Origin of the sequence: Pedobacter sp. BS3 (genome assembly GCF_008274585.1) — a bacterium.
Lineage (GTDB): Bacteria > Bacteroidota > Bacteroidia > Sphingobacteriales > Sphingobacteriaceae > Hufsiella_A.
Genome location: NZ_VTRT01000002.1, coordinates 560,417 through 586,920, shown reverse-complemented (window position 1 = coordinate 586,920; position 26,504 = coordinate 560,417). Strand labels below are relative to the sequence as shown.

Below are 26,504 nucleotides of genomic sequence, written 5' to 3'. Positions count from 1 at the left end.
AATACCAGAGGCTGTCTAAAAAGTTCCCGTCATCCCGAGCGTAGCCGAGGGATCTCTTTCAGAAGTGCTTAGGAAAGAGATTTTGCTTCGCAGCTACTTCGTGGTCTCCTCTCCCGAAACTTCGGGATTAAAGCGGTGTTTATGCTACTACGCAGGAGATTCCGGATCAAGTCCGGACGATATGGGCTTTTAGACAGCCTTCTTGTTATTTTTATTTTAGCAACTGGTACAATAAATCTTTCCGGCGTTGTACAGCCGTTAGCATGTCGATGCCGTTTCGTGTCAGTATATTTCTCAGCGTATCTATGGTAACCTTGCCGGTATTCACCAGATTCAGGCTGATGTTTTTTAGCTTTGGCAGGATGTGCTTACCGAAATACTTTTCTGCATAAACAGGTTCCATTGGCGCAACACCATTTTCGGTCACATTAAAAACCGTAACCGAAGCATTCAGCGAACCGGCAATTTTTCCGAGCAAAGTAATGATATTCATATCCGTAAAACGGATGTCGGTAAGGAAGCCGATATGCCGGATAGCATCTTTGTGGTTTATCCGCGGAAGCAAAAGCAGCGGACACTGCAGCGCATCAAGGAGCTTCAGAATATTTTGCTGGTAAACAGAACCAGAAACCTGTGGCTTTTGCTGAAGAAACGTCAAAGCAGATAACGGATAAGTTTCAGAAGGGAAATAGTTAGTGGTTAAGGTCATTTGCTCCATAGCCGGGTGGCCTGTTGCAGGCATTCTTAAACGATTGGAAGGGCGGTTTGATAGTTTCTTCATGATACTTTTATTTAGTGTGAACCTGTTTCTTTACTTGTTTTTTATCCTGGATAGCCGGGGTTTCGCTACACTCAAGTTTTGGCTTTTGATCCCCGATAATAGTTCCGGAGCAATCGTATAATATACCTTTGATGCCGGATGCAGTAGTTAAGGCGCAGATAACATTACAGTTACCGGGTTGATGCAGCGCAGGAAATGAATACGTTTCGTCAATTTTTACCTTATTGAAACGGATACGAAGCTTTGCCGGATTACAAATAATGAACCCCGAATTAAAATAGAAATCCAGGCGATACCCTCTCTTACGAAGATCGTATACGGCTACATTCAGCGAAGGATAGGTACGCATAGGGCATCGGTTAAGTCGCAAATGTCGCTAAACCAGGTAGCTGATAAAATGACCGGAGTCACCAAACAGATTGATATAGCTTACCTTGCCTGTATAAAGCAGGCGGTGGCGGTTTGATTTCTGCAATCACCTCGCATTTGATTTCGGGAACATCACTTTATCCGGTTGCTGCAATAAAGCTTCAATAGATTTTTTTAATGATAATGCTGCGGATAGCAGAAGCCTGCTTCGGGTCGACCAGGTAATTTACAAGAACATCTTTTGCCGTACGGCATAATACAGCTTCCACATAGGCGAGATCGCTTTCATAAGCAATATGAAACGGTATTTCATTCCAGATGTACGGAAACTTCCGCCAGGAATAATTATATACTTCCGATTGTAAAACCGTCAATTGATTGTATTCATTTTCATCTTCAGGGCCGCGAACTTAAAAATCGTAAAACTTATGCACCATACCGTTGTTGGAAATTTATCTAACTGTGAAAAGCAATGGAGAATAACCTATCGGCCAGCAGGAACGGTATGCCCGGAAACCGCCTGCGAATTTTTACCTGGCACATTCACGGAAGCTATCTGTATTATTTGTCGCAGGGTAATTATGACATCTATATACCGGTTAAGGATGACCGGTCTGAAGGTTATCCGGGCAGGGGAGATACGTTCCCTTTTGCCGGAAATGTGCACGAGATCAGGGCTGAGGATGTCAGAAATGCCGAATTTGACTGCATCCTTTTTCAATCACGCCTGAATTACCTTACCGATCAATATGAGATACTGTCGGCAGAACAGCGGACATTGCCCAAAATCTACCTGGAGCATGATCCACCGCGGGAGAGTCCGGTAGATACCCGCCACGTGGTGGATGATCCTGAGGTGTTACTGGTGCACGTCACCCATTTTAACCGGCTGATGTGGGATAATAACCGTACGCCAACCCGGGTAATTGATCACGGCGTTATTGTGCCTGATGATGTCATGTATTCGGGCGAAAAGCAAAGCGGTATCGTGGTGATCAACAATATCCAAACCCGGGGCCGGCGCCTGGGGCTGGATATTTTTCTTGAGGTACGCAGGCATGTTCCGCTCGATTTGATCGGTATGGGCACCGAAGCGCTTGGACTGGGCGAAGTGAAGCACACGCAACTGCCTGCTTTCATCAGTCAATACCGTTTTTTCTTCAATCCTATCCGGTACACCAGCCTGGGGCTTTCGGTATGCGAAGCCATGATGCTGGGTGTCCCGGTAGTTGGACTGGCTACCACCGAGATGGTTACCGCTATTGATAACGGTGTTTCCGGATATGTGCATACGGATGTGAGTTATCTCATTGATAAAATGCAGCAGTTACTGGAAGATAAACATCTGGCCGGACAGATAGGCCGGCATGGTCAGCGTATGGCACTGGAGCGTTTCCACATCAAACGTTTTACGGATGATTGGGAAAATACGTTCAGGCAGGTTATTGCGCAAAGGTACTCAGCAGAAATATTGGCCGGATAAACAGATTCTGATAAACAATAAATTTTAAATGATGGAAAATTTGAACAATCGCGTAATTCTGGTTACCGGAGGTGCCCAGGGATTGGGGAAAGCCATTTGCACCACGCTGGCTGCTGCCGGAGCGACAATTGTTATCGGTGACATCCAGGAGAATAAGGCGCAGGAAGTTACTGAGGCTATTAACCGGGATAACGGACAGGCTTCTTTCATACGGCTGGATTTAGGCGACGAGAATAATGTGGAGCAGGTTATTAACGGTATTAAAAACCAATTCGGCAAACTGGATGTGCTGATCAATAATGCGGGTATCGATTTTACCAAATCGATTATGGAACTTTCGGTTTCAGAATGGGACAGCGCCATGAAGGTTAACCTTCGGGGACCATTCTTAACTTCAAAGTATACGCTTCCGGTTATGGCAGAGCAGGGTGGAGGACATATCATCAATATTATATCTACCGCTTCGTTAAGGGCCTGGAGCGAAGCCTCGGTATATCATGCCAGCAAATGGGGACTTCGCGGGTTTACCCAGGCTTTGTTTACAGAAGCCCGGCGATACAATGTTAAGGTAACCGGTTTAATTGCCGGCGGTATGAAAACGCCTTTCCTGCTCGACAGGTTCCCGGATATTGACCAGAGCAAGCTGCAGGAGCCGGAAAACGTGGCTAACAAGATCCGGTATATTCTACAGGATGATACCGATACGGTAGTACCCGAAATTATGGTGCTTCCGCTGCAGGAAACCTCGTGGCCGTAGGTTTTATAGAGCCGTATAGTTTTTCAAAATCTGATAAGACTTATATTAACCGCAGACAGCGTTCTAAATGCTGTCTGCGGTACACCAACACGATTTTAATTTGCGGATGTCTGTTTAGCCTGATGGCGAACGGGAAACGGTTTGGCGACAGTGTGGGACAAAATTAGACGGAACGTTCAGTTTTGCACACATAGGTAAATTAAAGATTTTGATTGTTTGCATGTCGCCCCTTGGTCTACTGACCAGCAGTTTTGACAATTTTTCAAAAGTTGTCAAAACTAAATGAGCACTGTCCGAACCAAATTAAACCCGATTGCAGTGGATACCGGCCTGTGGCTAATGCCGTGTGATAGGTAAGCGGGTCGGAGTGCAGTATGAACAAAAGCGGGACTACCGGAGCTCAACAGCGCAGAACTTTGCTTTTCTGATCACATAACTACTAAGCGCTACGCGATGAAAGCGAAATGGATTGGATTTTGTATTTTCGCGGTTCATTACAAAACGCATGGATTACCAATTCAAAGATATTGAGAAGAAGTGGCAGCAATTCTGGGCCGAGAATCACACCTTTAAAGCAGATAACCAATCGGATAAGCCGAAATATTATGTGTTGGATATGTTTCCGTACCCTTCGGGAGCGGGTTTGCACGTAGGGCATCCGCTGGGCTACATTGCTTCTGATATTTTTGCTCGTTACAAGCGGCTGAAAGGATTTAATGTGTTGCATCCGATGGGGTATGACTCGTTTGGCCTTCCGGCAGAGCAGTACGCCATTCAAACCGGTCAGCACCCGGCGGTAACTACGGCGGCAAATATCCGGCGTTACCGCGAGCAACTGGATAATATTGGTTTTTCGTTTGACTGGAGTCGTGAGGTGCGTACCAGCGACCCTTCGTATTATAAATGGACGCAATGGATATTCATGCAGCTATTCAATTCCTGGTATAACCTGGAAACCGATAAGGCCGAACCTGTTACGACGCTTATAGAACGGTTTTCGCGTGAGGGTAATGCAACAGTTAAGGCTGTGGCCGATGAGGATACACCCATATTTACTGCTGGTGAGTGGAACGCGTATGATGAACATACGCAGCAGCAATTGTTGTTAAAATACCGGCTGACGTATTTAAAGGAAAGTACGGTGAATTGGTGTCCGGCGTTGGGAACCGTACTGGCTAATGATGAGGTGAAGGATGGTTTTTCTGAACGGGGTGGCTACCCGGTTGAGCAGAAAAAAATGATGCAGTGGAGCATGCGTATTACGGCTTATGCCGAGCGTTTGTTAAACGGGTTGGACACCATAGACTGGCCTGAGCCCTTAAAGGAAATGCAGCGCAACTGGATTGGCAAAAGTGTGGGGGCGATGGTGAAATTCCCCCTTGCCCCGGCCTCCCTCGTTGAAGAAAGTTTAGATAATATAGACAAGGCGATTGAGCGAAAAGAACAAGCACTCGACAATGCTCCGGACAGGAAATTAAATGAACAGGAGGCTGATTTAGCAGATAACAGCTCCCTCTCCTTTGGAGAGGGTTGGGATGAGGCTATTGAAGTCTTCACCACCCGTGTAGATACCATTTTCGGCGTTTCATTCCTGGTGATTGCGCCTGAGCATGAATTGGTAACGCAGTTAACCACGCCGGAGCAAAAAGCTGCTATTGATGCGTATATTGCACAAACCAAAAAGAAATCGGAGCTTGACCGCATGGCCGATACCAAAACGGTGTCGGGGGCTTTTACCGGGAGCTACGCTATTAATCCCCTAAGCGGTGAAAAAGTACCGGTATGGATTGCCGATTATGTGCTGGCAGGTTATGGAACAGGAGCGGTAATGGCCGTGCCTTCCGGCGACCAGCGGGATTACCTGTTTGCCAAACATTTTGATTTGCCGGTTATCCCGATACTGGATGCGCAGAAAGATATCGACAATCAGGCCGATGCTACGAAAGAAGGTCGTTATATTAATTCCGGCTTTATTAACGGCATGACATACCAGGAAGCCATTCCCGCCCTGATACAAAAGCTTGAAGAGCTTGGCGCCGGCAGGGCAAAGGTAAACTACCGGATGCGTGATGCTATTTTCGGGCGTCAGCGCTACTGGGGCGAGCCTGTTCCTGTATATTTTAAGGATGGGTTACCACACCTGATTGAAGAAAAAGACCTGCCTTTATTGTTACCCGAAGTAGACAAATACCTGCCGACAGAAACGGGCGAACCTCCGTTGGGTCGTGCTGTGGGTTGGAAATATCGGCCTTCCAGTGAAAAAGTCCTCTCCTCCGGAGAGGATTTAGGTGAGGCCTATGATTATGAGCTGAGCACCATGCCGGGCTGGGCGGGTTCAAGCTGGTACTGGTACCGTTATATGGATGCTACTAATGAAGCTGCATTTGCCGGTAAAGAAGCCATTGCTTACTGGAAAGACGTTGATTTATACATCGGTGGTTCTGAACACGCCACCGGTCACCTGTTGTACAGCCGTTTCTGGAACAAGTTTTTGAAAGACCTTGGTTATGTGGTTGAAGAAGAACCGTTCAAAAAGCTGATAAACCAGGGCATGATACAGGGGCGAAGCAACTTTGTGTACCGTGTTATTGATGCGGAAGGTAAGGGAACCAACACCTTTGTGTCGTATGGTTTGCGCTCGCAGTATCAAACATCAGCTATTCATGTGGATGTGAATATTGTAGAGAACGACATGCTGGATATTGAAAAATTCCGCAAGTTCAGATCTGATTTTAAAGATGCAGAATTTATACTCGAAAATGGTAAATATATCTGTGGGCATGAAGTAGAGAAGATGTCCAAATCGAAGTTTAACGTGGTTAACCCGGATGACATTATTGAACGTTACGGAGCCGATACCTTGCGCATGTACGAAATGTTCCTTGGTCCGCTGGAGCAAAGCAAGCCCTGGAATACCAACGGTATAGAAGGTGTATTTAAATTCCTGCGTAAGTTCTGGAAGCTGTTTCACGATGACCAGTTTAACTTCAGCGTTTCTGACGCGGAGCCAACTAAAGCCGAATTGAAATCGCTGCATAAAATTATTCAGAAAGTACAGGATGATGTTGAGCGTTTTTCGTTTAATACCTCGGTATCCAGCTTCATGATTTGCGTGAATGAGCTTACTGACTTGAAATGTAATAAACGGGCTATTCTGGAGCCGCTGACTATCGTGCTTTCGCCGTATGCACCGCACATTACCGAAGAGCTATGGGCTTTACTGGGACACGAAAAAGGTACACTTTCGTATGCTGCCTACCCGCAATTTAACCCGGATTATTTGGTTGAGGATGAATTTGCCTATCCCGTTTCCATTAACGGTAAAACTAAAATGAACCTGAATTTATCGTTGACCATTGACCAGGCCGAAGCTGAAAAACAAGTACTGGCTAATGCCGATGTGCAGCGTTACCTGGATGGAAAAACGCCGAAGAAAGTGATTTTTGTTAAAGGCCGCATTGTGAATATTGTAGTTTGATGTTCTTAGGAGTGTCCTCGTATTCAACTATATTTCCTTAGGACAATATCATTAAGTTAAGCCTTTTTGTCATCCTGACGAGAGGAAGGATCTATTAACTATAGTTTTAGATGCCCTTACAAATACAGCGTAAACTGTTAAAACAGAGTGTTCCTCTTAACTTAATGATGACATTGCTCTAAGGGAATAAGTAAGACTGTGCTATTCGTCTTGTCTTAGTTCTTGGATTGATGTTCTTACTGCCTATTTATCGCTTTCGTTCTTGCTGACTTCCCGACTTGCGGACTACAGGCCATGAACTATGAACCATAAGCTATAAACCAGATTGCTGTGCGCTTTTTCTATGCATTTGGCACAAAATTGCTATTATCCGATACATTAGTGCTAATATAAAATCAGCTTGTTATAGTAATATTGCAATGCAAACCAGCTATAACCTATTGATGATGCATATAAATAGAAAAAAGATCCTGGCAGTAGCCGGCGTTTTAACCTTTGTATGTTTTGGTTTTAACTCCAAAAAGGACTCACCGGTAAAGGAAAATCCCAAGTATAATGTCATCTATATTCTGGCAGACGATCTGGGATATTCGGAGCTTGGATGTTATGGCAATACCTTTAATGAAACGCCGAATATCGACCAGATGGCAAAGCATGGCGTCCGGTTTACGCAATTTTATGCTGCTGCGCCGGTATGCTCGCCGTACCGTGCTGCGTTGATGACGGGGCAATACCCGGCACGTTTACATATTACCGATTACCTGCGTCCCAATGCGGCGCAACACCTGGATACCGCACAAACTACACTGGCCGAGATGTTCCGTGCCAACGGCTATCATACCGGTATTGTTGGTAAGTGGCACCTTTCGGGATATACCCGGGCCGGAGCTACCGAAGAGACCCTGCCCGATAAACATGGTTTTGACGAGGTACTGGTAAGCGAGAACCGGGGGATTGCCGAAGGCTGGTATTTTCATCCGTACGGATTCAATAAGGAAATTGAGAAAAAGCTGCCCGGCGACCACGAATACATTACCGACCGGCAGAATGAAGAAGCGCTTGAATTTATAGACCGTAACCGGGCAAAACCGTTTTTCCTATTTCTGAGCCATTATGCGGTACACACAACCAATCACGGCAAGCCCGAACTGGTCGAACATTTCAGGCGTAAGGATGGTGCGGGAACCAGTCCGCCAACGAAAGGAAATCCCGAAAATGATCCATATAAACGCTGGCCCGCCGATTCAAAAGCACCACGAAACAACCCGCATCTGGCCGCTCAGTTGTTTGTAATAGACCAGGGTGTAGGAATGATCATGAGCCGTTTAAAGGAGCTCGGGTTGGATAAAAATACCATTGTGGTATTTACCAGCGATAACGGCGGCGAAACCAGGGTGACCACCAATGCGCCGTTACGCGGCGGTAAAAGTATGCTCTACGAAGGCGGTGTACGTGAACCGTTCGTGATCTGGAATCCAACCCTGTTTCCGCAGGATAAAACGGTAACCACTCCCGTATGTAATTACGATATGTATCCTTCGTTTATGGAGCTTATTGGCGCCAAACCGAATAAGCAGTTGTTGGACGGAATTTCTATAGCCCGTCTGTTTAAAAATCCGGTTGCCAAAATGCCTGAGCGTACCTTCTACTGGCATTATCCGCTGGATAAACCACACTTCCTGGGCGGTCGTTCTGCCGGAAGTATCCGCGAAGGCGACTGGAAACTCATCGAGTTTTTTGACGATGGCCATAAGGAGTTATATAACCTGAAAGACGATATTGGAGAGACGAATGATCTGGCAGCAAAATATCCCGATAAGGTAACCCATTTACTAAATGATTTAAAAGCCTGGAGGCAACGCGTACATGCAGAGTAAACCTATGAAACGATTATATTTTTTATTACTGGCAGCCTTATGTGCCGGTAAAGTGCAGGCGCAGGATAAGCCTAATGTCATGCTCATTATAGCCGATGATTTGGCGTATAACGATATTGAACCTTATGGGAGTAAGCAGGTGCATACCCCCAATTTAAGCCGGTTAGCGCAGCAGGGCGTATGTTTTGATAACATGTACACCTCAACGGCCATGTGCTCGCCGACCCGGCAGCAACTGTTAACCGGACTTTACCCGGTGCGCAATGGCGCTTATCCGAACCATAGCCACGTAAATACCGGTACCAAAAGTGTAGCGCATTACATGCAGTCGCTGGGATATAATACCGCCATTATCGGTAAGCGTGATTTTGGCCCTGATGAATCGTTCCCGTTTACATTTTTAGGTGGTAAGAATATGGATTACGGTAAAGGCAGGGACATTGAACTGGAAAAGGCCGAAGCATATATCAACAGTTCAAAGAAGCCATATTTTCTGGTGGTAGCCAGCAATCAGCCACATGTACCCTGGAACCGGGGTAATCCGGCCATGTATCCACCCGGAGAAATAAAAGTGCCCGAATGGATGGTGAATACACCGCTTACCCGTAAAGGGCTTTCGAAATACTTTGCCGAGGTAACTTACCTGGACAGCCTGGTTGGGGTGTGCCTGGATATAGTAAAACGTTCCGGCAAGGAAGAAAATACGGTTATAATATTTACCAGCGAGCACGGTTCACAATTTCCATTTGCCAAGTGGACCTGCTATGATGAAGGACTGAAAACCGGGTTTATTGTGAAATGGCCCGGGCATACGCAGGCCGGAACCCGGAATCCGGCATTTACACAGTATGTGGATGTAGTGCCTACACTGGTTGATATAGCGGGAGCCGATCCGGCTTCGTTTAATACCGGGAATAAGGACGCGTATGGGAACAGCAAATTTGATGGCATGAGCTTTAAAAACGTGATACTGGGTAAAGCTAATGGCTTTCGTGATTATGTGTTTGGCGTTCAAACCACTAACGGCATCATCAAAGGCAGCGATTCTTATCCCGTAAGGTCGGTAAGAAACAACAGATATTTATATATTCGTAATCTGAATAACAAAGAGCAGTTTAGTAATGTGGCAACGGCCGCTCCAATGTATCAATCGTGGCTTAAAACAGGTAATGAGGCCGATTTTCGCCGGGCAAAAGCCTATACCAATCGTCCGGCCGAAGAGCTGTACGATTGTGTAAAAGATCCGTTTCAATTAGTTAATCTGGCCGATAAAAGCGAATTTAATGCCGTAAAACAACAATTGCGAACGCAACTGGATAAATTTATGGCGCAGCAGGGCGATAAAGGCGTTGAAACAGAAAAGCGGGCTCCTGAACATCGTGCCGGGCAGGGTGAAGGTGATTGAGAATTCACTGAATAACTTGAAAATGACAGGTAGAAATAGTATTTTGCTGCATAATTGGTACATCGTGTTAAGTTAAGGTGAAAAGTAAAAAGTTAAAAGTGTTGAAAGCGAATCCAATTAATCCGTGTAATCCTCCACATCTGTGTAATCCTAACTATCTGTGTAATCCCAAGTATCCGTGTAATCTTCAATATCTGTGTAATCTTCAATATCCGTGTAATCTATTAACAAAAATGATCAAGACCCAATTCATAGTTCCGGTTATACTGGCCGGTATAATTAGTTCGTGTAATCAGCAATCCGGCAATAAACAGGCATCAGCCGATACCGGCGCCGCAAAACTAAAAGGCAAAACCGCCATTTGCTGTGAATCCAATATTCCTTCCCGTTTCGGGACAACCAAGGTGAAACCCGGTGGTGACATTGCCTCAGGTATCGACACCAGCCATACCGGTATGGTATGGATTGATGGCGGAACCTTTATGATGGGTGGCGATAACAAGCAGGCAGCCGAAGACGAATACCCCAAGCATAAAGTAAGCGTAGATGGTTTCTGGATGGATCAGACCGAGGTAACCAACGCCCAGTTCGCCGCTTTTGTAAAAGCAACCGGTTATGTAACTACCGCCGAGCAAAAACCCGACTGGAATGAAATCAAGAAACAATTACCTCCCGGAACACCCAAACCGGACGAAAGCATGCTGGTTCCGGCATCGCTGGTGTTTGTGCAGGCCAAGCACGATGTAGACCTGAACGATTACAGCCAGTGGTGGGAATGGAAAAAAGGAGCCGATTGGAAGCACCCGCACGGGCCGGGCAGCTCCATTGTGGGTAAAGAGAATTACCCGGTAGTGCACATCTCCTGGTACGATGCCCAGGCCTATTGCAAATGGGCAGGCAAACGGCTGCCAACCGAAGCCGAATGGGAGTGGGCGGCACGAGGCGGCTTAAGCGATAATATTTATCCCTGGGGAAATGAACCGATAGACCAGGGTAAGGTCAAAGCCAATACCTGGCAGGGCACATTTCCATCCAAAAACACCTTGCGGGATAAATTCTTTTATGCCGCACCGGTAAAATCATTTTCCCCGAACGGATACAAGCTGTATGATATGGCCGGTAATGTATGGGAATGGTGTTCAGACCTGTACAATTACCAGTATTACTCCACTATCAATAACCCGGCAGGAGTAAAGAATCCGAAAGGGCCGGATAAGAGTTTTGACCCGCAGGAGCCTTATGCCATTAAGCGGGTGATCCGGGGTGGATCATTCTTATGTAATGACAGCTATTGTTCAGGATACCGTGTTGCCAGAAGGATGAAGAGCACGGAGGACAGTGGCATGGAACACCTTGGCTTCCGGTGTGTGCAGGATAAGTAAGAACCCAGGTATAATATGATACACAGATATGTGATAGCAGGTGCCTTGTGCCTGCTCGTTTCCGGATCTTACCCGGTTTCGGCAAAAGCGATATACCGCCAAAACCTGTTAATGGATACAACGTTTACCAATCCTGTTGGAGGTGGCGCCGATCCCTGGGTGATCAAAGACGGCGGATATTATTACGTATGTTTGAGTGCAGGTAATAACGGCGTATCACATATCACTGTAAGTAAATCCACCTCGCTTACTAAAATAGGGCCACGTAAAATCGTGTGGACTGCACCGGCGAGCGGCTGGAACAGTCATTGCGTATGGGCCCCGGAGCTGCACCGTATCGGTAAAAAATGGTATATTTATTATGCCGCCGGTCAATCCGGGCCACCGTATAAATATCAGCGCTCTGGTGTGCTGGAGTCGGTTACCGATGATCCGCAAGGTGAATATATTGATAAAGGAATGCTGAAAACAGGTGCAGATCCCAATGACCCTACCGGTACAATCTGGGCGATCGATCTTACCGTTACCTCTATCCGCGGAAAATTGTATGCCGTTTGGTCGGGATGGGAGCAGAACGCGTCAACCGATAAAACATCGCAGCATTTATACATGGCCCGCATGAGCAACCCTTGGACCATCAGCTCAGAACGGGTGAAAATTTCCAGCCCGGATCAGCCCTGGGAAACCGGTGGCCCCTTGGATCTGAACGAAGGGCCTGAATTTTTAAAGCATGATGGCAAGGTATTTATTATTTATTCTACCCGCGAATCGTGGACACCGCAATATCGTCTGGGCATGCTGATGCTGAAAGACGATAAAAAGTCCCCGATGGATGCAACGAACTGGATAAAAAAAGGGCCGGTATTCCGCGGAACCAAAGAAGTGCTTGGCCCCGGTCATGCCAGCTTTACTACCTCGCCCGACGGTAAGGAGTGGTGGATATTTTACCACGCCAAAAAAACAACCAAGCCGGGCTGGGCACGTAACCTGAGATTACAAAAGTTTACCTGGGATAAAGACGGTAACCCGGTATTTGGAACACCAGTTCCGGCAGGAATACCTATACCGTTACCTTCGGGAGAGAAGCAGGAATAACTGATATAAGTTGGAAGCAAAATGAGCTACGAGTTATCTGTTGCGGGTTATGAGTCCCATAACACGTAACCCACAACACATAACAATCGAGCATTCAAAAATTATAAACCGTAATTCAAAAATTGTAAATCGTCTGTTTATATTAAACTAAACTAACATGAACTTTGGTAAAAAAATAATCCTCTTTTTATTGGTAGCAAGCGTTGCTTTTTCGGTACAGGCGCAAAAAAAGCAAACTGCTCCGGCTGGTTCCCGGTGGTCGGTTGAAAAAGCTGATAACTGGTATAAAAAGCACAAATGGATAACCGGCGCCGATTACATCCCCGCAACGGCTATTAACCAGCTTGAAATGTGGCAGGCTGATACGTTTGATCCGCAAACCATTGATAAGGAGCTGGGCTGGGCCGAAAGCATTGGTTTTAACACCATGCGGGTATTTCTGCACAGCGTGGCCTGGAAACAGGATCCCGAAGGATTTAAAAAGCGGGTAGACCAGTATCTGGGCATCGCCGCAAAACATCACATTCAAACCATGTTCGTGTTTTTTGACGATTGCTGGAATAAAGTGCCAGTGGCAGGTAAGCAGCCTGCACCAAAAACCGGTATCCACAATTCCGGATGGGTACAGGATCCCGGTCAGCCGGCATCAGAAAACCAGGCATTGTTCCCCGAGCTTGAAAAATATGTAAAAGATGTAATGACCCGTTTCGCACATGATGAGCGCATTTTACTGTGGGATTTGTACAATGAACCTGGTAACTCGGATAAGGGTAATAAATCCATGCCCTTGTTGCAGCAGGTGTTTAAATGGGCCCGTGACGTTAACCCCGATCAACCCATCAGTGCGGGTATCTGGAAATGGGATCTGGAGGAGCTGAATGCTTTTCAGATCATGAACTCGGATATTATTACCTATCATGACTATGAAGAGCCGCAATGGCATTTACGGGTTATCCAGATGCTGAAAACGCACAACAGACCATTGATTTGCACCGAATACATGGCTCGCACCCGTAATAGTCGTTTTTCCAATATTATGCCTTTGCTCAAAAAGGAGAATGTAGGTGCTATAAACTGGGGATTTGTATCGGGTAAGACCAATACTATTTACGCCTGGGACACACCGATAGCCGACGGCGGACAACCCGTAGAGTGGTTCCACGATATCTTTAAAGCGGAGGGTACGCCCTATCGCCAGGACGAGGTAGAACTCATTAAAAAACTAAACGGAAAATAATTCTAATGTAAGTTAATTGTAAACTGTCTTGTTCATACATTTTATTTGTTGAATTTTAATATTTTAACTGTTTTTAATTTTGACTTTTTAATTTTGACTTAACTATAAAACCAATAAACCATGAAATTAAAATTTGCTATACCCGTACTGCCGTTTTGTGTAATGGCTATGGTGTCATGTAACAGTTCTTCAAATCAGCACAGCGCTGCCGACAGTGTACAAAATGATACTGCTAAAACAGCAACCTTACCTGATAGATCGGCCTTTGAAGCTACTATCGATGGTAAAAAAACGGACTTGTACATCCTGAAAAATAAAAATAACATGCAGGCGGCCTTTACCAATTATGGGGGCCGGCTGGTGAGTTTGCTGGTGCCTGATAAAAACGGTAAGTTAACCGATGTGGTTGTCGGGTTTCCCAGCGTACAGGCCTATAAAAATTCTACTGAGCCTTATTTTGGAGCAACCATTGGCCGTTATGGTAATCGCATTGCGAAGGGTAAATTTACACTGGATGGCAAGCAATACACCTTGTTTACCAACAACGGCGTAAATACCCTGCATGGCGGCAAAAAGGGATTCCAGGATGTGGTTTGGGATGCCAGTCAGCCGGATGACCATACACTGGTATTGCACTACCTTTCAAAAGATATGGAAGAAGGCTATCCCGGTAACCTGGATGTGCAGGTAACGTATAGCCTCACAGACAGCAACCAGCTCAAGATGGATTATGTAGCTAAAACAGATAAGAAAACCGTAGTTAACCTCACCAATCATGCTTTCTTTAACCTGAATGGCGAGGGAAGTGGTACTATTCTGAATCATATCATGCAGATCAATGCTTCAAAATATACACCGGTTGATTCAACTTTGATCCCTACCGGGAAGCTGGAATCCGTTGCGGGTACACCGTTTGATTTTACTTCTCCTGAAACCATTGGCAAACGTATTAATGATGATAATGAGCAGCTGAAGAATGGCAAGGGCTATGACCATAACTTTGTGCTGGACGGCAGCGGTATGCGTCACGCCGCTAAAGTAACCGGTGAAAAATCGGGCATTGTAATGGATATTTATACCGAAGAGCCCGGCCTGCAATTTTACAGCGGTAACTTTATGCAAAGCAAAAATACCTTTAAAAATGGCTCAAAAGATGATTTCAGAACTGCTTTGGCGTTAGAAACCCAGCATTTTCCCGATTCACCCAACCAGCCATCATTTCCTTCAACCGTGTTAAGTCCCCGACAGGTATATCATACCAGTTCTGTATATTTGTTTTCAGTAAAACAATAAGGTCTATGAAAAAGGCATTGATTTTTCTTTTAGCCGCATGGTGCTTCAGTACTTCTGCATGGGCGCAGAAAACCAAAGCAAACAAGCTGGTTATTGTATCATTTGATGGATACCGCTGGAAAGATGTTTTTCGCGGTGCAGATTCAGGACTGTTTAATAATAAGCAGTATAATACTCAAAAGCAGCCGGTAAGGGCGGAGAAGTATTGGGCGGCAACGTCAAAAGAGCGCAGGGAAAAATTAATGCCTTTTTTCTGGGGATATTTTGCTAAGAACGGACAGATATACGGCAACCGCGATCTGGGAAATTTCGTGAATGTAAAGAACCCGTATTGGTTTTCCTATCCGGGATATAATGAGATCTTTACCGGTTATCCCGATACGCTGGTTAATTCTAATGATTTTCCGCCAAATCCTAATGTCAATGTGCTGGAATATATTAACAAGCAGCCTGGATATCAGGGTAAAGTTGCCGTGTTTACGTCGTGGGATGCTTATTACCGCATCCTGAACAAGGAACGTAGCGGATTGCTCATTAATTCGGGATATAGCGATCTGGACATCCCATCGCTTACACCGGCACAGCAGGCCCTGAACAAGGCACAGCATGATCTCCCGAAAATATTCGGAGATAGTGAACGCTATGATGCCATTACTTACGGTCTGGCAACAGATTACCTGAAACAAAATCATCCCAACGTATTGTACCTGGCTTTTATAGAAACTGATTCGTTTGGACACCAGGGCAAATACGACTATTACCTTGATGCGGCTCATGGCAATGACGAAATGCTGCGCAAACTTTGGGATTACCTGCAAAGTGATCCATATTATAAAGATCAAACCACGTTGATGATTGTAGGAGACCATGGCCGGGGTGATGATGATCTGTGGCGCAGTCACGGACGCAAAGTGCCACATTCCGATGAAATATGGTTTGCCGTTATGGGGCCACAAACCAAGCCGCTGGGTGAAATTTCTGCACCTGGACAGTTATGGCAAAATCAATATGCCCAAACGATAGCCTCTTTTCTCGGTCTGAAATTTCCAAGTCCCCATATTATAGGCGAACCTATTAAACAGGTTCTGGGCGGGAAACGATAATGTTGTAAGGTTAAAGGCGAAAGGTAGCTAAAAGCAGAAAGCTTAAAGCTAAAAGAATTGATATAACAAATAACATTTCCAAGCTCTATCTTGGAGAGGGTTGGGATAAGGCTGAATAACAATTATCTGTTATTCATTTAACGGATCAGTGTGTGTATACCTTCGGCCAGGATAAGTATAACCGATGCATCCTTTAAAGAAATACGAAGATACTTAAGAGCGTACGTGATCTGGTTTTCGACGGAGCGTTTGGATATACCCAGTTTTTTGGCAATTTCATCGTTACTCAATAGCTGAATGCGGCTCATCAGGAATATTTCACGGCAGCGCTTGGGCAGATTTTCCAGGTAACTGTATAGCTCGTTTTCCAGGTCTTTACCGGTCAGATTGGTATAGCCTGTGTTTTGAACCGCATAGCCCGGTTCAGGTAATTCCTCTTTATAGTCCAACAGGTTGGCTTTTCGTGCCGTCAGGTGTTTATATACCCGGTACCGGGCCGCTGAAGTGAGATAGCCCTTAAACGATTGAATTTGTAATGTTTTGCGGTTATTCCAGATGGTTAAAAAAATATCGTGCACTATTTGCTCGCTGACTTCCCGGTCCCGGATATACGAATAGGCTTTACTGTATATGCCGGAAGCATACCGGTGAAAAAGCAGTGAAAAAGCCTTCTCATTGTCTATCCTGACAGATTCCCAGAGTTCTATATCGCTAACCATTTGAAGTGGAGCCTTAATTGGTATAAGACTAAGGTACAGCTTTTAGGGGCTTAAAAAAAATAATCAAAAATATTTTTAAAAGTATGTGTGTGCCTCCCGGAAACAGGTACTATACACATAACCAATTATATCATGACGCGAGAAGAATACGTTTTATTGTACGAAAAATGTGCTGCCGGTGACTGTACGGAACAGGAAAGAAGATTGCTCGAAGAGTACCGGGACGATTTTTCTTTAGATAAGGCGGATTGGGATACGGATCAGCTTGGTGATGAGCAGGTTGTTATTAACCGGATATATACCCGCTTAATGAACCGTATCAAAAAACGTCCCGATACTATTTGGTTATGGTATAAATTACCGCTTGCGGCAGCAGTGATACTCATTGCACTTTGCTTTGGCTTGTATTTCCATTTTCACGATGTTCCAGTCCCGGTAACGAAGCTACAACAAACAGCTGCCATTGTTCCGGGTAGCAGCAAGGCAGTGCTTACGCTTGGCGATGGCAGAAAGATCAGCCTGACCGATGCCGCTAACGGTATATTGGCAGAACAGGCTGGCGCCAAAATCAGCAAGCAGGCAAGTGGACAACTGGCTTATGTAACGGGAACCCAGGCTCCCTCTCCCTCGGAGAGGGCGGGGGGAGTGGCTCGCAATACCCTCACCGTTCCCCGCGGCGGCGAATATCAACTGGTGTTATCAGATGGTACAAAGGTCTGGTTGAACTCAGCATCGTCGCTCCGTTTTCCAGCCAAATTTACGGGTAAAGAACGCAGGGTAGAGCTAACGGGCGAAGCTTACTTTGAAGTAGCCAAGGCCCCCTTAATCCCCCAAAGGGGGAAACACTCCCTTTCCTTAGGAGAGGGTCGGGGAGAGGCCCGGATTCCATTTATTGTAACTACAGCCAACCAGGAAATAGAGGTTTTAGGTACGCATTTTAACGTGAACGCTTACAACAGCAGGGTAACCACTACGCTGCTTGAAGGATCGGTAAAATTGAAAAGTGCAGGCTACGAGCTTATGTTGAAACCCGGACAGTCGGGTATCAGACAACCTGAAGGAAATTTTAAAGCCGAACCTGCCGATATAGAAGCCGCTGTTGCCTGGAAAAACGGCTACTTTGTTTTTCATGATGAAGATATCAAAAGCATTATGGAACAAATTAGTCGCTGGTATAATGTGGATGTGGTTTACCAGGGTGATGTAAGCAATAAGGCCTTTTATGCCAAGATATCACGCTCAGAAGATATTACTGAACTGCTGAAAAATATGGAAATAACGGGTGTTGTACACTTTAAAATTGAGGCCGGTAATGCTTTCGGCAAGGGAAGGAGGGTAATTGTTATGCCATAATAAATGTACTTTACAATATAATGGTTACCTGAATAAAAAATGGCTCCGGGCGCTTGCAACACCGGGAGCCGGTATTGGTAACTATGAATGATCCTTGTTAAACCATTATAAAACCAATATTCAAATGTATAAATTTTATACGGTATTTCCCCGTAGGAGAAATTCCTGTTGGCTAACCAGACTCTTTTTACGAATGAAATTGATTGCTGTTTTGATGCTTGCAGCCATTATACAGGTTTCGGCTGCTGGTTACGCACAGGTTGTAAGTCTAAAAAAAGAAAATGCTTCTTTAAAAGAGGTCATCAATGATATTCAGCGGCAAACCGGGTATAGCTTCATTATCAGCTCAGACCTGCTCAGGCAAGCTAACCCGGTAAATATTAATTTAAAGAACAGCAGCTTAAAAGAAGCTTTAGATAAATGCTTTATAGACCAGCCTTTAGAATATGTCATTAATAAAAAGACCATTGTTATCAGTCGTAGGAAGGCAGAGAATAAAGATAAGCCGGATCAGACTGTTTCCGTAACTGGTAAGGTGACTGATGAAAAAGGCGAACCGTTGGCAGGGGTAAGTATTAAAGTTAAGGGAACTCCTGCCGGGACAGTATCTGATGCGGATGGGAATTATAAAATTACCGTCCCTTCTGAAAATAGTGTATTGGTGTTTACATACATAGGTTTTGCCACACAGGAAAAGTATGTTGGAAATAGCAGTACCATTAACGTTAAACTTATTCAGGAAGTTTCTAAGCTGGACGAAATTGTAGTTGTAGGATATGGTGTACAAAAACGAAGTGATGTTACGGGAGCCATATCTTCGGTTACGGCAGAACAGGTTAACAAAATGCCTACGACCAGTGTGAGCGAAATGCTTAGAGGAGCAGCGCCGGGAGTACAAGTGACGATGGGAAGTGCGGCACCGGGCGGAAGTTCCAGTATTTTGATAAGGGGCCGAAGGTCACTATCGGCAGGCAATGATCCACTTTATATTGTTGATGGTGTACCTATAGCCAGTATAGATGATATAAATGCCAGTGAGATAGCTTCTGTTGAGATTTTGAAAGATGCCTCGGCACAATCAATTTATGGAGCCAGGGCAGCTAATGGTGTTATCCTGGTGACAACTAAGCGGGGTGTCGCGGGCAAAACGAAAGTAAACGTAAATTCCTATGCAGGTATGCAAAATCTCTATAGAAACTTTGAATTTTATGACGGAGAGCAATGGGCCGCTTACCGTAAAGAGGCGTTCTACAATGCTTATGGGTATTACGATGAAGGTGAAGTTTTCAAAGGTATTATGCAGGACGTTTACCACTCAAAAAAATATGTGGATTGGGAAGATGTTATGCTGAAAACCGCATGGCAAAATAAAAATGACGTATTGATTCAATCAGGTAACGACAAAACAAAATACGCGTTGTCCCTTGGGCAATTTTACCAGGATGGGATGGTTCCGTCATCAGATTTCAAAAGATTTACCGGGCGGTTGAATATAGACCAGACGCTTTCCAATAAAGTTTCCGTAGGTTCTAACATAGCTTATACCAAATCTTACAGAAACATTGCCGACGGAAGCTTTAACTCCTTTATCACCATGCCCCCGCTGGCAGAAGTTTATAATAGCGATGGCTCATTGAAAGAAGATGTTACCGAAGCGGGAGAATCGCATTATAACCCATTGTGGAACATCAGTAATTCAGAAAATCTGAATATTACAGACCGGTTGAACGTAAACCTTTTTGCCGACTGGAAAATAACAAAGAATTTATCTTATCGGCTCAATACCAGCCTGAATAACCGGAAAGTGCAGGAGAATTCCTACCTGGGTATTAATCATACTACCGGCAGAAATAACGGTGGCAGGGCTATTGTGGCAGAAAGTACTTACAATGATTATCTGGTAGAAAATATCCTGAATTATACGAAAGATTTTGGTAAGCACCATTTTGATGCAACGGCAATGGCGAGCCTGAACGGTATTCAATGGAAACGGATTAGCAATACAGGGTTTGGTTTTCCTAACGACGACCTTTCTTACCATGCTATAGGCTCCGCCACAAGCCAGGCGGTTCCTACGTATGAATATTCAGACAGAAAATTATTATCCTACCTGGCCAGGGCAAGGTATAATTACGACAGCAGGTATCTGGTTACGGCGGCAGTTCGTGTAGATGGCTCATCCGTTTTCGGCGCTAATAATAAATATGGTTACTTCCCTTCAATAGCATTGGCATGGCGGGCAAAACAGGAAGAATTTCTTAAAAATGTAGATTTTCTGTCTGAGCTGAAAGTCAGGTTAAGCTACGGACAGGTTGGTAACCAGGCTATTAGTCCGTATACCACGTTGGGTTTAGCCGATAAATATTTGACAGAGTTCGGGAACGTAACAGAGGTTGGTTACCTGCCAAATTCAGAATTAACTAATCCAAACCTGAAATGGGAGACTTCAACATCGGCAAATTTAGGCTTAGATTATGGCTTTTTTAACGGGAGAATAAGCGGTTCGCTTGAGTTATACGATACTCAAACCACAGACCTTTTGGTAGAAAGGTCGCTGCCTACAACAACAGGTTATTCAAGCCAATTGGTTAATCTGGGACATGTGCAGAACAAAGGTATTGAACTTGCTTTAAATGCAATAGCCATTAATAGAAAGGATTTTAAATGGAATGTAGGAATTAACTTCACGGCCAACAGAAATAAGATTAAGAAAATCGATGGCTCACTCGATGCCAATGGAAAGCCGGCCAATGATTTGAATAATAATTGGTTTATAGGCCAATCAATGAATGTTTATTATGATTATCAGTTTGATGGTATCTGGCAGTTAACAGATGATATTGCCAATTCGGCAATGCCAACAGCTACTCCTGGAAGTATTCGGGTTAAGGATGTTAATGGTGACCATGTAATTTCAGCCGCTGACAGGGTTGTTATTCAGCGAGACCCTAAATTCATCACTTCTTTCATTACCAGTTTTGATTACAGGAACTTTAATCTGTCAGTGGATATTTACTATCTAACCGGGGGCTATCTTTATAATTCCTATCTGTCCACTTTCGATACCGGCGGTGATTTAACCGGTAAAAGAAATGGTATTCGCAGAAATTACTGGACAATCAATAATCCGTCCAATGAAGCCCCGGCTCCAAACTTTGTACAACAGCCTGCATATATAACCTCACTAGCTTACGAAAAAGCCGATTATTTAAAATTAAGGAATGTTTCGCTCTCTTATAAAATGCCGGAAAAAATTGTAAAGAAGCTGAGGGTAGACAATCTGAAATTATTTTCTACTCTAAGCAATGTGTGGACATTGACGGATGTGCAGGGTTATGGCCCTGAACAAAATCCGGGAGCATATCCCGAGCCCAGAACATTGTTATTCGGATTAAATTTTTCATTCTAACCTAAAGCATTATGAGAAGGAATATATTCTATATTTTATCATTAACACTAGTGTTTGCTTCCTGTACCAAAATGCTGGAAGAAGAAAATAAAACCAAGTACTCTGCCGACTATATTTACAGTACAGAAGGTGGTTTAAAGTTAGCCGTAAATGCTGTTTATACGCTGTTACGCAACTATGCCAGTGATACAGAGAATGCTACTATTTTTGCGTTAGAGAGAGCAACGGATCTGGCAGTAACTAATGGCGGAACCGGCAATTATTTTGGTACTTATGATCCAAATTACCTTAAGCCGTCTTCGGCTCAGGTTGCCCACATGTGGCAAACCATGTACGAGATAATCGGAAAAGCAAACGAAATAATCAGTGCCGGCGAAAAGCTGCCGGAAACGACAGCCCTGAAAGAAACTATTGCCGAGGCCAAATGTTTCAGGGCACAGGCATACTTCCTGTTATATAGAACCTACGACAGGATCTGGCTGAATACAGAGCCTACTACCTGGCAAAATGTAGATGAGCCAAAAACATATAAGGCAGCAACAACCGCAGAAGTATTTAACCTGCTTTATCAGGATTTGGATTATGCCATTGAAAATCTTCAATGGCAATCTGCCGAACCCGGCAGGTTTAATAAGGCAGCAGCCCGGCATATTAAAGCCAAAGCCGCATTATGGATAAAAGACTGGGACGAAGCATTAGAGCAGGTATATGAAATAGACCATTCGGGTTATTATGGTTTAGTTGCATTAGACAGTATTTTTAATGCGGGAGATCTAAATCATAAAGAAGCCTTGATGGTTCAACAGTGGAGTAAAAATCCGGGAGGGAACCTTTCAACAGGCACGCCCCTAGGAAATTATTTTGCCGCCTATTTTATAGCCTCTTACAGGCAGGAGATTGGAGGAACGGCAGAATACGCTTGCAGTTATGAAAACTGGGGATACACGTATGGAAGATGTCTGCCAAGCCCGTACCTGTTCTCTTTGTATGATACCAGTAAGGATAAAAGATATGATGCTTATTACATACATAGGTACAAAAATACCACCCCGGATCCCAAATCGTATGGGTCAGTTACCGTTCAGCCAGGTGAATATTTTCCTTTATATAAAAGCGGGACCAAGAACAAGCTGGTTTATCCGGGATGTACAAAATATGGCGATATATGGACCCGCAGCGCTTCAGAAACAAGAAGTTATAAAGATGTGATTCTTTACCGTTTGGCAGAAACCTACATTATTGGAGCAGAAGCCGCTTTAATGAAAGGCGATCAGGCATTAGCCAGGCAATATTATAACAAAACCTGGGAAAGGGCTGGTAACGACAAATTTACCGGTACCTTAACCATTAAGGATATTATTGACGAGCAGGCCAGGGAACTTGCTTTTGAAGGAGACCGGTGGTATTTCTTAAAAAGACTGGGAATATTAATACCTCAGGTGGCAAACTATGCCGGAGACCCTGAAATAAGCAGCTCTATACCAGGTCGGACTAACTTACCAGCCAACCCGCAATTTGTAAGATGGCCCATTCCAGAGACCGAGATTATCAATATGGGTGCGGAAAATTTCCCGCAGAATCCGGGATATAATTAAGTGAGATATCTAAAGGGTTTTAATAATGAATATTCAAGCTAATGATTATTGACTAATTCAGCTAAAAATTACTCCTCATGAAAATAAGAAATTTTTTAAGCCTTGCCGTGCTGATCCCCATTGCCTTTTATGCTTGTAAAGAGCCAACCATCATGGTAGACTCTGAGACGAACATCACAAACACTAAAACCAAAAACGCACAAACGTTAACTGATCCCCCACGTCAGGTTCAAATAGTAAACCAAAGTGGAACATGGAAAATGTTGGTCGATGGATCTTCCTATTTTATTAAGGGGCTTGCTGCAAGTAATAAATTACCCAATAAATACTGGTTCCCGATTTCTAATTATGGTGGAAATTCTATCAGAGAATATAGTGTAGATGATGATACGCAAAGCTTATTAGATTCTGCTCAATTAAGAGGGATAACGGTAGTGTTATGTTTGTATGCCAAACATGAAGCCGATGGATTTAATTACAATGATACGGTTGCCGTAAATCAGCAATTACAGGACTTTAAATATTGGGTGCAAAAGTACCGTAACCACCCGGCTTTACTAATGTGGGCTATCGGAAATGAACTAAACAGCGGTTATTCTAATTTAAAGTGCTGGAATGCGGTGAATGATATATCTGAAATGATACACACCGAAGACCCAAACCATCCCACAAGTACCATACTTGCAGGCTCAAGTACTACGGTGTTAAATGCAGTGGCTGCCAGAGCACCTGATTTGGATTGTGTTGGAATAAACGCTTATGGTGCGTTGAACCTGGTTCATAATAAAGTTCTTAGCTCAAATATTAATAAACCTTATTATATCGGTGAATTTGGGCCTCAGGGAACCTGGGAATCTACAGATACCACTTCTTTTGGAACACTTCACGAGCTAAGCAGTACTTCAAAAGCCAATGAGTACAAGAGCAAGTGGGGCGCTTATATTAAACCTAACGAAGGACATGCCTGTTTAGGAGGTTATGCTTTTGTTATGGGCTATCAAAAACATGGAGCAGTACCTATGTGGTATGGTATGCGTTCCAGAATGAACAGGGCATTTGGAGCTTTGGAAGGGCTGCAATACCAGTGGACAGGGGCGTTTCCGTCTAACCGGGCACCGCAAATTGCCGGAAGCCGTAATCATATTATTCTGGGAGGGCAAACCGAAGATGATAATGTTACTTTAACAGCAGGGAATAGTTATACGGGAAGTTTAGCTGCAACAGATCCTGAAGGCGATCCACTGACATATGAATGGACTGTGGTAGCAGAAGGTACACCCATCAGCCAAAACTTTTCTATACCAGGTACCTATCCGGGTATTGCAAATGCCGTAACTTATAACCCGTCTGCTGCTACAGTAACGGTTACGGCACCATCAACGGCTGGCAATTATCGGCTCTATGGTTTCGTGAAAGATAACCATAATCATATCGCGAGCGCTTGTCTTCCCTTTAGGGTACTTTAATTTATAATCCCCCAATATTATCGCAATAGTCGAAAATTTATTATGAAAAAATTATCATATATAGTTCTCTTTTTTATTCTCGTAATCGTAAACGGAGGGCATGCGCAGCAGGTTATGCAAACTTTTGACATCTGTGTGTATGGCGAATCCGCATCAGGGGTAATAGCTGCCATTCAAAGTGCCCGTTTAGGTAAACGCGTAGTATTAGTTTCTAAAAATCAGCATGTGGGTGGTTTAGTTACATCCGGACTCACGGCTACAGATATGAATCGCAACGATATGGTAGGAGGGCTTACCAGGGAATTTTATCAGCGAATATATACCTATTACTTAAACCCTGCTGTCTGGAAGAACCAAACCCGTGATGAATTCTTTATAAAATCCTTAAAAAGAACGTATAAAGGAAAGAATGATGAGCGCCAAATGCAATGGGTTTATGAATCGAAAGTTGCCGAAAAAATTATGCTGGATATGCTAAAGGAAGCAGGCGTAAAACTTTGGACTAATGAACGTTTGCGATTAAAGAACGGTGTTAAAAAGGCCGGAAAACAAATTGTGGCGATAACCATGGAAAGCGGTAAAACCGTAAAGGCAAAAGTATTTATAGATGCTACCTACGAAGGAGATTTAATGGCGCAAGCCGGTATTTCTTACACCGTTGGCCGCGAATCGAATGCTGCTTACAATGAAACTTTGAACGGTTATAGAATTAATTACAGCCAGGGAGCAGATTTGACCGCTATTGACCCGTATACAGAGGCAGGAAATAAAAAATCAGGACTGCTTCCATACATCGATAAAAAACCGGCGGCTGAACAAGGCGCAAAAGATAAAAAGGTTCAGGCTTATTGCTACAGGTTAACGCTTACCGACGACCCGGATAATAGAGTCAAGGTACAAAAACCTGCAAATTATAATCCGTTATGGTATGAAGTATTGGTAAGGCGCATTCAGTTAAACCCTGAATTAACACTTCAAAAAATTATCACGTTAACACCAATGCCTAACCGGAAAACAGATACCAACCATTTGGATTTCTTCGGTGCCAGCTATGATTATGCCGAGGCTGATTATCAAAAAAGAAAAGAGATTGAGCAACTTCATCGGGACTATGCACTCGGAATGCTATGGCTATTAGAACATGATCCCCGTATTCCGGAACATATCAGGAAGGAGATGAGCGATTGGGGTTTGGCAAAAGATGAATTTGAAGATACAGCGAATTTCCCTGGTCAGATTTACGTGAGAGAGGCAAGAAGAATGGTTGGCGAATACGTGATGGTTGAGAAGAATATAATAAAACAAAACCGGGAAAATGCGCAACACGCTGTAGGGGTAGGTACTTATGCTTTAGACTGCCATTATGTATCTAAAGTTATGGATAAGAACGGGAAGTTGCGATTTGAAGGGACGATATTTAAACCAACTGTTCCCTACCCGATAAGTTATTATTCGCTCACGCCAAAGAAAAAAGAATGCAGTAACCTGTTGGTGCCTGTCTGCCTTTCCGCATCGCATGTAGCATATAGCTCCATAAGGATGGAACCGGTCTATATGGTATTGGGACAATCGGCAGCAGTAGCGGCTTCTATGGCTATTGATGAAAACACACCCGTTCAGGATATAGCTTATGATCATTTAGCCAAAAAATTGCTTGACCTTAAACAGATAATCGAACCAGCTAAAATTAAATCTAATTAGG

Annotated in this window: 19 protein-coding genes; 15 read left to right on the top strand and 4 right to left on the bottom strand. The window is 44.2% G+C overall.

Annotated elements, in window-relative coordinates:
• Positions 1–211: 211 nt before the first annotated feature.
• The 3 genes from FW774_RS08155 to FW774_RS08145 form a co-directional block, all read right to left on the bottom strand.
• Complete coding sequence (locus FW774_RS08155) at positions 212–781, bottom strand: hypothetical protein (protein WP_149347669.1); 570 nt, start codon at positions 779–781, stop codon at positions 212–214.
• Positions 782–788: 7 nt separating this feature from the next.
• Complete coding sequence (locus tag FW774_RS08150; RefSeq protein ID WP_149347668.1) at positions 789–1,130, bottom strand: hypothetical protein; 342 nt, start codon at positions 1,128–1,130, stop codon at positions 789–791.
• A gap of 181 nt (positions 1,131–1,311) precedes the next feature.
• A complete protein-coding gene (locus FW774_RS08145; RefSeq protein ID WP_149347667.1) occupies positions 1,312–1,524 on the bottom strand; it encodes a hypothetical protein in 213 nt (70 codons plus the stop codon).
• A 98-nt stretch (positions 1,525–1,622) separates the two neighbouring features.
• Between FW774_RS08145 and FW774_RS08140 the strand changes: the two genes are divergently transcribed.
• The 10 genes from FW774_RS08140 (at position 1,623) to FW774_RS08095 (ending at position 16,260) form a co-directional block, all read left to right on the top strand.
• Positions 1,623–2,633, top strand: a complete 1,011-nt coding sequence (locus FW774_RS08140) for a glycosyltransferase family 4 protein (RefSeq protein WP_242457768.1) — start codon at positions 1,623–1,625, stop codon at positions 2,631–2,633.
• A gap of 31 nt (positions 2,634–2,664) precedes the next feature.
• Positions 2,665–3,390 carry an SDR family oxidoreductase gene (locus tag FW774_RS08135; RefSeq protein ID WP_149347798.1) on the top strand — a complete coding sequence of 242 codons (726 nt, stop codon included), beginning with the start codon at positions 2,665–2,667 and terminating at the stop codon, positions 3,388–3,390.
• 505 nt (positions 3,391–3,895) lie between these two features.
• Positions 3,896–6,868 (top strand): leucine--tRNA ligase, encoded by a 2,973-nt coding sequence (leuS, locus tag FW774_RS08130; protein WP_149347666.1) that lies wholly within the window; start codon positions 3,896–3,898, stop codon positions 6,866–6,868.
• A gap of 443 nt (positions 6,869–7,311) precedes the next feature.
• The gene (locus FW774_RS08125; RefSeq protein ID WP_149347665.1) at positions 7,312–8,745 is read left to right on the top strand and encodes a sulfatase; all 1,434 of its coding nucleotides are present in this window, start codon (positions 7,312–7,314) and stop codon (positions 8,743–8,745) included.
• Between the two features lie 4 nt (positions 8,746–8,749).
• On the top strand, positions 8,750–10,150 hold the full coding sequence (locus FW774_RS08120; protein WP_187774856.1) for a sulfatase: 1,401 nt from the start codon (positions 8,750–8,752) through the stop codon (positions 10,148–10,150).
• A gap of 233 nt (positions 10,151–10,383) precedes the next feature.
• Positions 10,384–11,532, top strand: a complete 1,149-nt coding sequence (locus tag FW774_RS08115; RefSeq protein ID WP_149347663.1) for a formylglycine-generating enzyme family protein — start codon at positions 10,384–10,386, stop codon at positions 11,530–11,532.
• Between the two features lie 15 nt (positions 11,533–11,547).
• Positions 11,548–12,627 carry a family 43 glycosylhydrolase gene (locus tag FW774_RS08110; protein WP_242457767.1) on the top strand — a complete coding sequence of 360 codons (1,080 nt, stop codon included), beginning with the start codon at positions 11,548–11,550 and terminating at the stop codon, positions 12,625–12,627.
• Positions 12,628–12,784: 157 nt separating this feature from the next.
• Positions 12,785–13,864 carry a glycoside hydrolase family 2 TIM barrel-domain containing protein gene (locus FW774_RS08105; protein WP_149347662.1) on the top strand — a complete coding sequence of 360 codons (1,080 nt, stop codon included), beginning with the start codon at positions 12,785–12,787 and terminating at the stop codon, positions 13,862–13,864.
• Between the two features lie 120 nt (positions 13,865–13,984).
• The gene (locus FW774_RS08100) at positions 13,985–15,157 is read left to right on the top strand and encodes an aldose epimerase family protein (RefSeq protein WP_149347661.1); all 1,173 of its coding nucleotides are present in this window, start codon (positions 13,985–13,987) and stop codon (positions 15,155–15,157) included.
• A 5-nt stretch (positions 15,158–15,162) separates the two neighbouring features.
• Positions 15,163–16,260, top strand: coding sequence for an alkaline phosphatase family protein (locus tag FW774_RS08095; protein ID WP_149347660.1), 1,098 nt, complete (start codon positions 15,163–15,165; stop codon positions 16,258–16,260).
• A 137-nt stretch (positions 16,261–16,397) separates the two neighbouring features.
• Here FW774_RS08095 and FW774_RS08090 read toward each other — a convergent pair whose 3' ends face one another.
• Complete coding sequence (locus FW774_RS08090; RefSeq protein WP_149347659.1) at positions 16,398–16,979, bottom strand: RNA polymerase sigma-70 factor; 582 nt, start codon at positions 16,977–16,979, stop codon at positions 16,398–16,400.
• A gap of 132 nt (positions 16,980–17,111) precedes the next feature.
• On the opposite strand from FW774_RS08090, the gene FW774_RS08085 reads away from it, so the two are divergent.
• The 5 genes from FW774_RS08085 to FW774_RS08065 all read left to right on the top strand — a co-directional run bounded on the left by FW774_RS08085 (position 17,112) and on the right by FW774_RS08065 (position 26,503).
• Positions 17,112–18,332, top strand: a complete 1,221-nt coding sequence (locus tag FW774_RS08085) for a FecR family protein (RefSeq protein WP_149347658.1) — start codon at positions 17,112–17,114, stop codon at positions 18,330–18,332.
• A 193-nt stretch (positions 18,333–18,525) separates the two neighbouring features.
• Positions 18,526–21,741 carry a TonB-dependent receptor gene (locus FW774_RS08080; protein WP_149347657.1) on the top strand — a complete coding sequence of 1,072 codons (3,216 nt, stop codon included), beginning with the start codon at positions 18,526–18,528 and terminating at the stop codon, positions 21,739–21,741.
• A gap of 11 nt (positions 21,742–21,752) precedes the next feature.
• Positions 21,753–23,336 (top strand): RagB/SusD family nutrient uptake outer membrane protein, encoded by a 1,584-nt coding sequence (locus tag FW774_RS08075; RefSeq protein ID WP_149347656.1) that lies wholly within the window; start codon positions 21,753–21,755, stop codon positions 23,334–23,336.
• A gap of 77 nt (positions 23,337–23,413) precedes the next feature.
• Positions 23,414–24,802 carry a glycoside hydrolase family 2 TIM barrel-domain containing protein gene (locus FW774_RS08070; protein ID WP_149347655.1) on the top strand — a complete coding sequence of 463 codons (1,389 nt, stop codon included), beginning with the start codon at positions 23,414–23,416 and terminating at the stop codon, positions 24,800–24,802.
• Positions 24,803–24,916: 114 nt separating this feature from the next.
• Positions 24,917–26,503 (top strand): FAD-dependent oxidoreductase, encoded by a 1,587-nt coding sequence (locus FW774_RS08065; protein WP_149347654.1) that lies wholly within the window; start codon positions 24,917–24,919, stop codon positions 26,501–26,503.
• Position 26,504: the final 1 nt, after the last annotated feature.

What these genes read in the sequence shown, in the direction of transcription:
- FW774_RS08155 (WP_149347669.1), bottom strand. Translation starts at nt 781, where the DNA reads ATGAAGAAACTATCAAACCGCCCTTCCAATCGTTTAAGAATGCCTGCA.
- FW774_RS08150 (WP_149347668.1), bottom strand. Translation starts at nt 1,130, where the DNA reads ATGCGTACCTATCCTTCGCTGAATGTAGCCGTATACGATCTTCGTAAG.
- FW774_RS08140 (WP_242457768.1), top strand. Translation starts at nt 1,623, where the DNA reads ATGGAGAATAACCTATCGGCCAGCAGGAACGGTATGCCCGGAAACCGC.
- FW774_RS08135 (WP_149347798.1), top strand. Translation starts at nt 2,665, where the DNA reads ATGGAAAATTTGAACAATCGCGTAATTCTGGTTACCGGAGGTGCCCAG.
- leuS (WP_149347666.1), top strand. Translation starts at nt 3,896, where the DNA reads ATGGATTACCAATTCAAAGATATTGAGAAGAAGTGGCAGCAATTCTGG.
- FW774_RS08125 (WP_149347665.1), top strand. Translation starts at nt 7,312, where the DNA reads ATGATGCATATAAATAGAAAAAAGATCCTGGCAGTAGCCGGCGTTTTA.
- FW774_RS08120 (WP_187774856.1), top strand. Translation starts at nt 8,750, where the DNA reads ATGAAACGATTATATTTTTTATTACTGGCAGCCTTATGTGCCGGTAAA.
- FW774_RS08115 (WP_149347663.1), top strand. Translation starts at nt 10,384, where the DNA reads ATGATCAAGACCCAATTCATAGTTCCGGTTATACTGGCCGGTATAATT.
- FW774_RS08110 (WP_242457767.1), top strand. Translation starts at nt 11,548, where the DNA reads ATGATACACAGATATGTGATAGCAGGTGCCTTGTGCCTGCTCGTTTCC.
- FW774_RS08105 (WP_149347662.1), top strand. Translation starts at nt 12,785, where the DNA reads ATGAACTTTGGTAAAAAAATAATCCTCTTTTTATTGGTAGCAAGCGTT.
- FW774_RS08100 (WP_149347661.1), top strand. Translation starts at nt 13,985, where the DNA reads ATGAAATTAAAATTTGCTATACCCGTACTGCCGTTTTGTGTAATGGCT.
- FW774_RS08095 (WP_149347660.1), top strand. Translation starts at nt 15,163, where the DNA reads ATGAAAAAGGCATTGATTTTTCTTTTAGCCGCATGGTGCTTCAGTACT.
- FW774_RS08090 (WP_149347659.1), bottom strand. Translation starts at nt 16,979, where the DNA reads ATGGTTAGCGATATAGAACTCTGGGAATCTGTCAGGATAGACAATGAG.
- FW774_RS08085 (WP_149347658.1), top strand. Translation starts at nt 17,112, where the DNA reads ATGACGCGAGAAGAATACGTTTTATTGTACGAAAAATGTGCTGCCGGT.
- FW774_RS08080 (WP_149347657.1), top strand. Translation starts at nt 18,526, where the DNA reads ATGAAATTGATTGCTGTTTTGATGCTTGCAGCCATTATACAGGTTTCG.
- FW774_RS08075 (WP_149347656.1), top strand. Translation starts at nt 21,753, where the DNA reads ATGAGAAGGAATATATTCTATATTTTATCATTAACACTAGTGTTTGCT.
- FW774_RS08070 (WP_149347655.1), top strand. Translation starts at nt 23,414, where the DNA reads ATGAAAATAAGAAATTTTTTAAGCCTTGCCGTGCTGATCCCCATTGCC.
- FW774_RS08065 (WP_149347654.1), top strand. Translation starts at nt 24,917, where the DNA reads ATGCAAACTTTTGACATCTGTGTGTATGGCGAATCCGCATCAGGGGTA.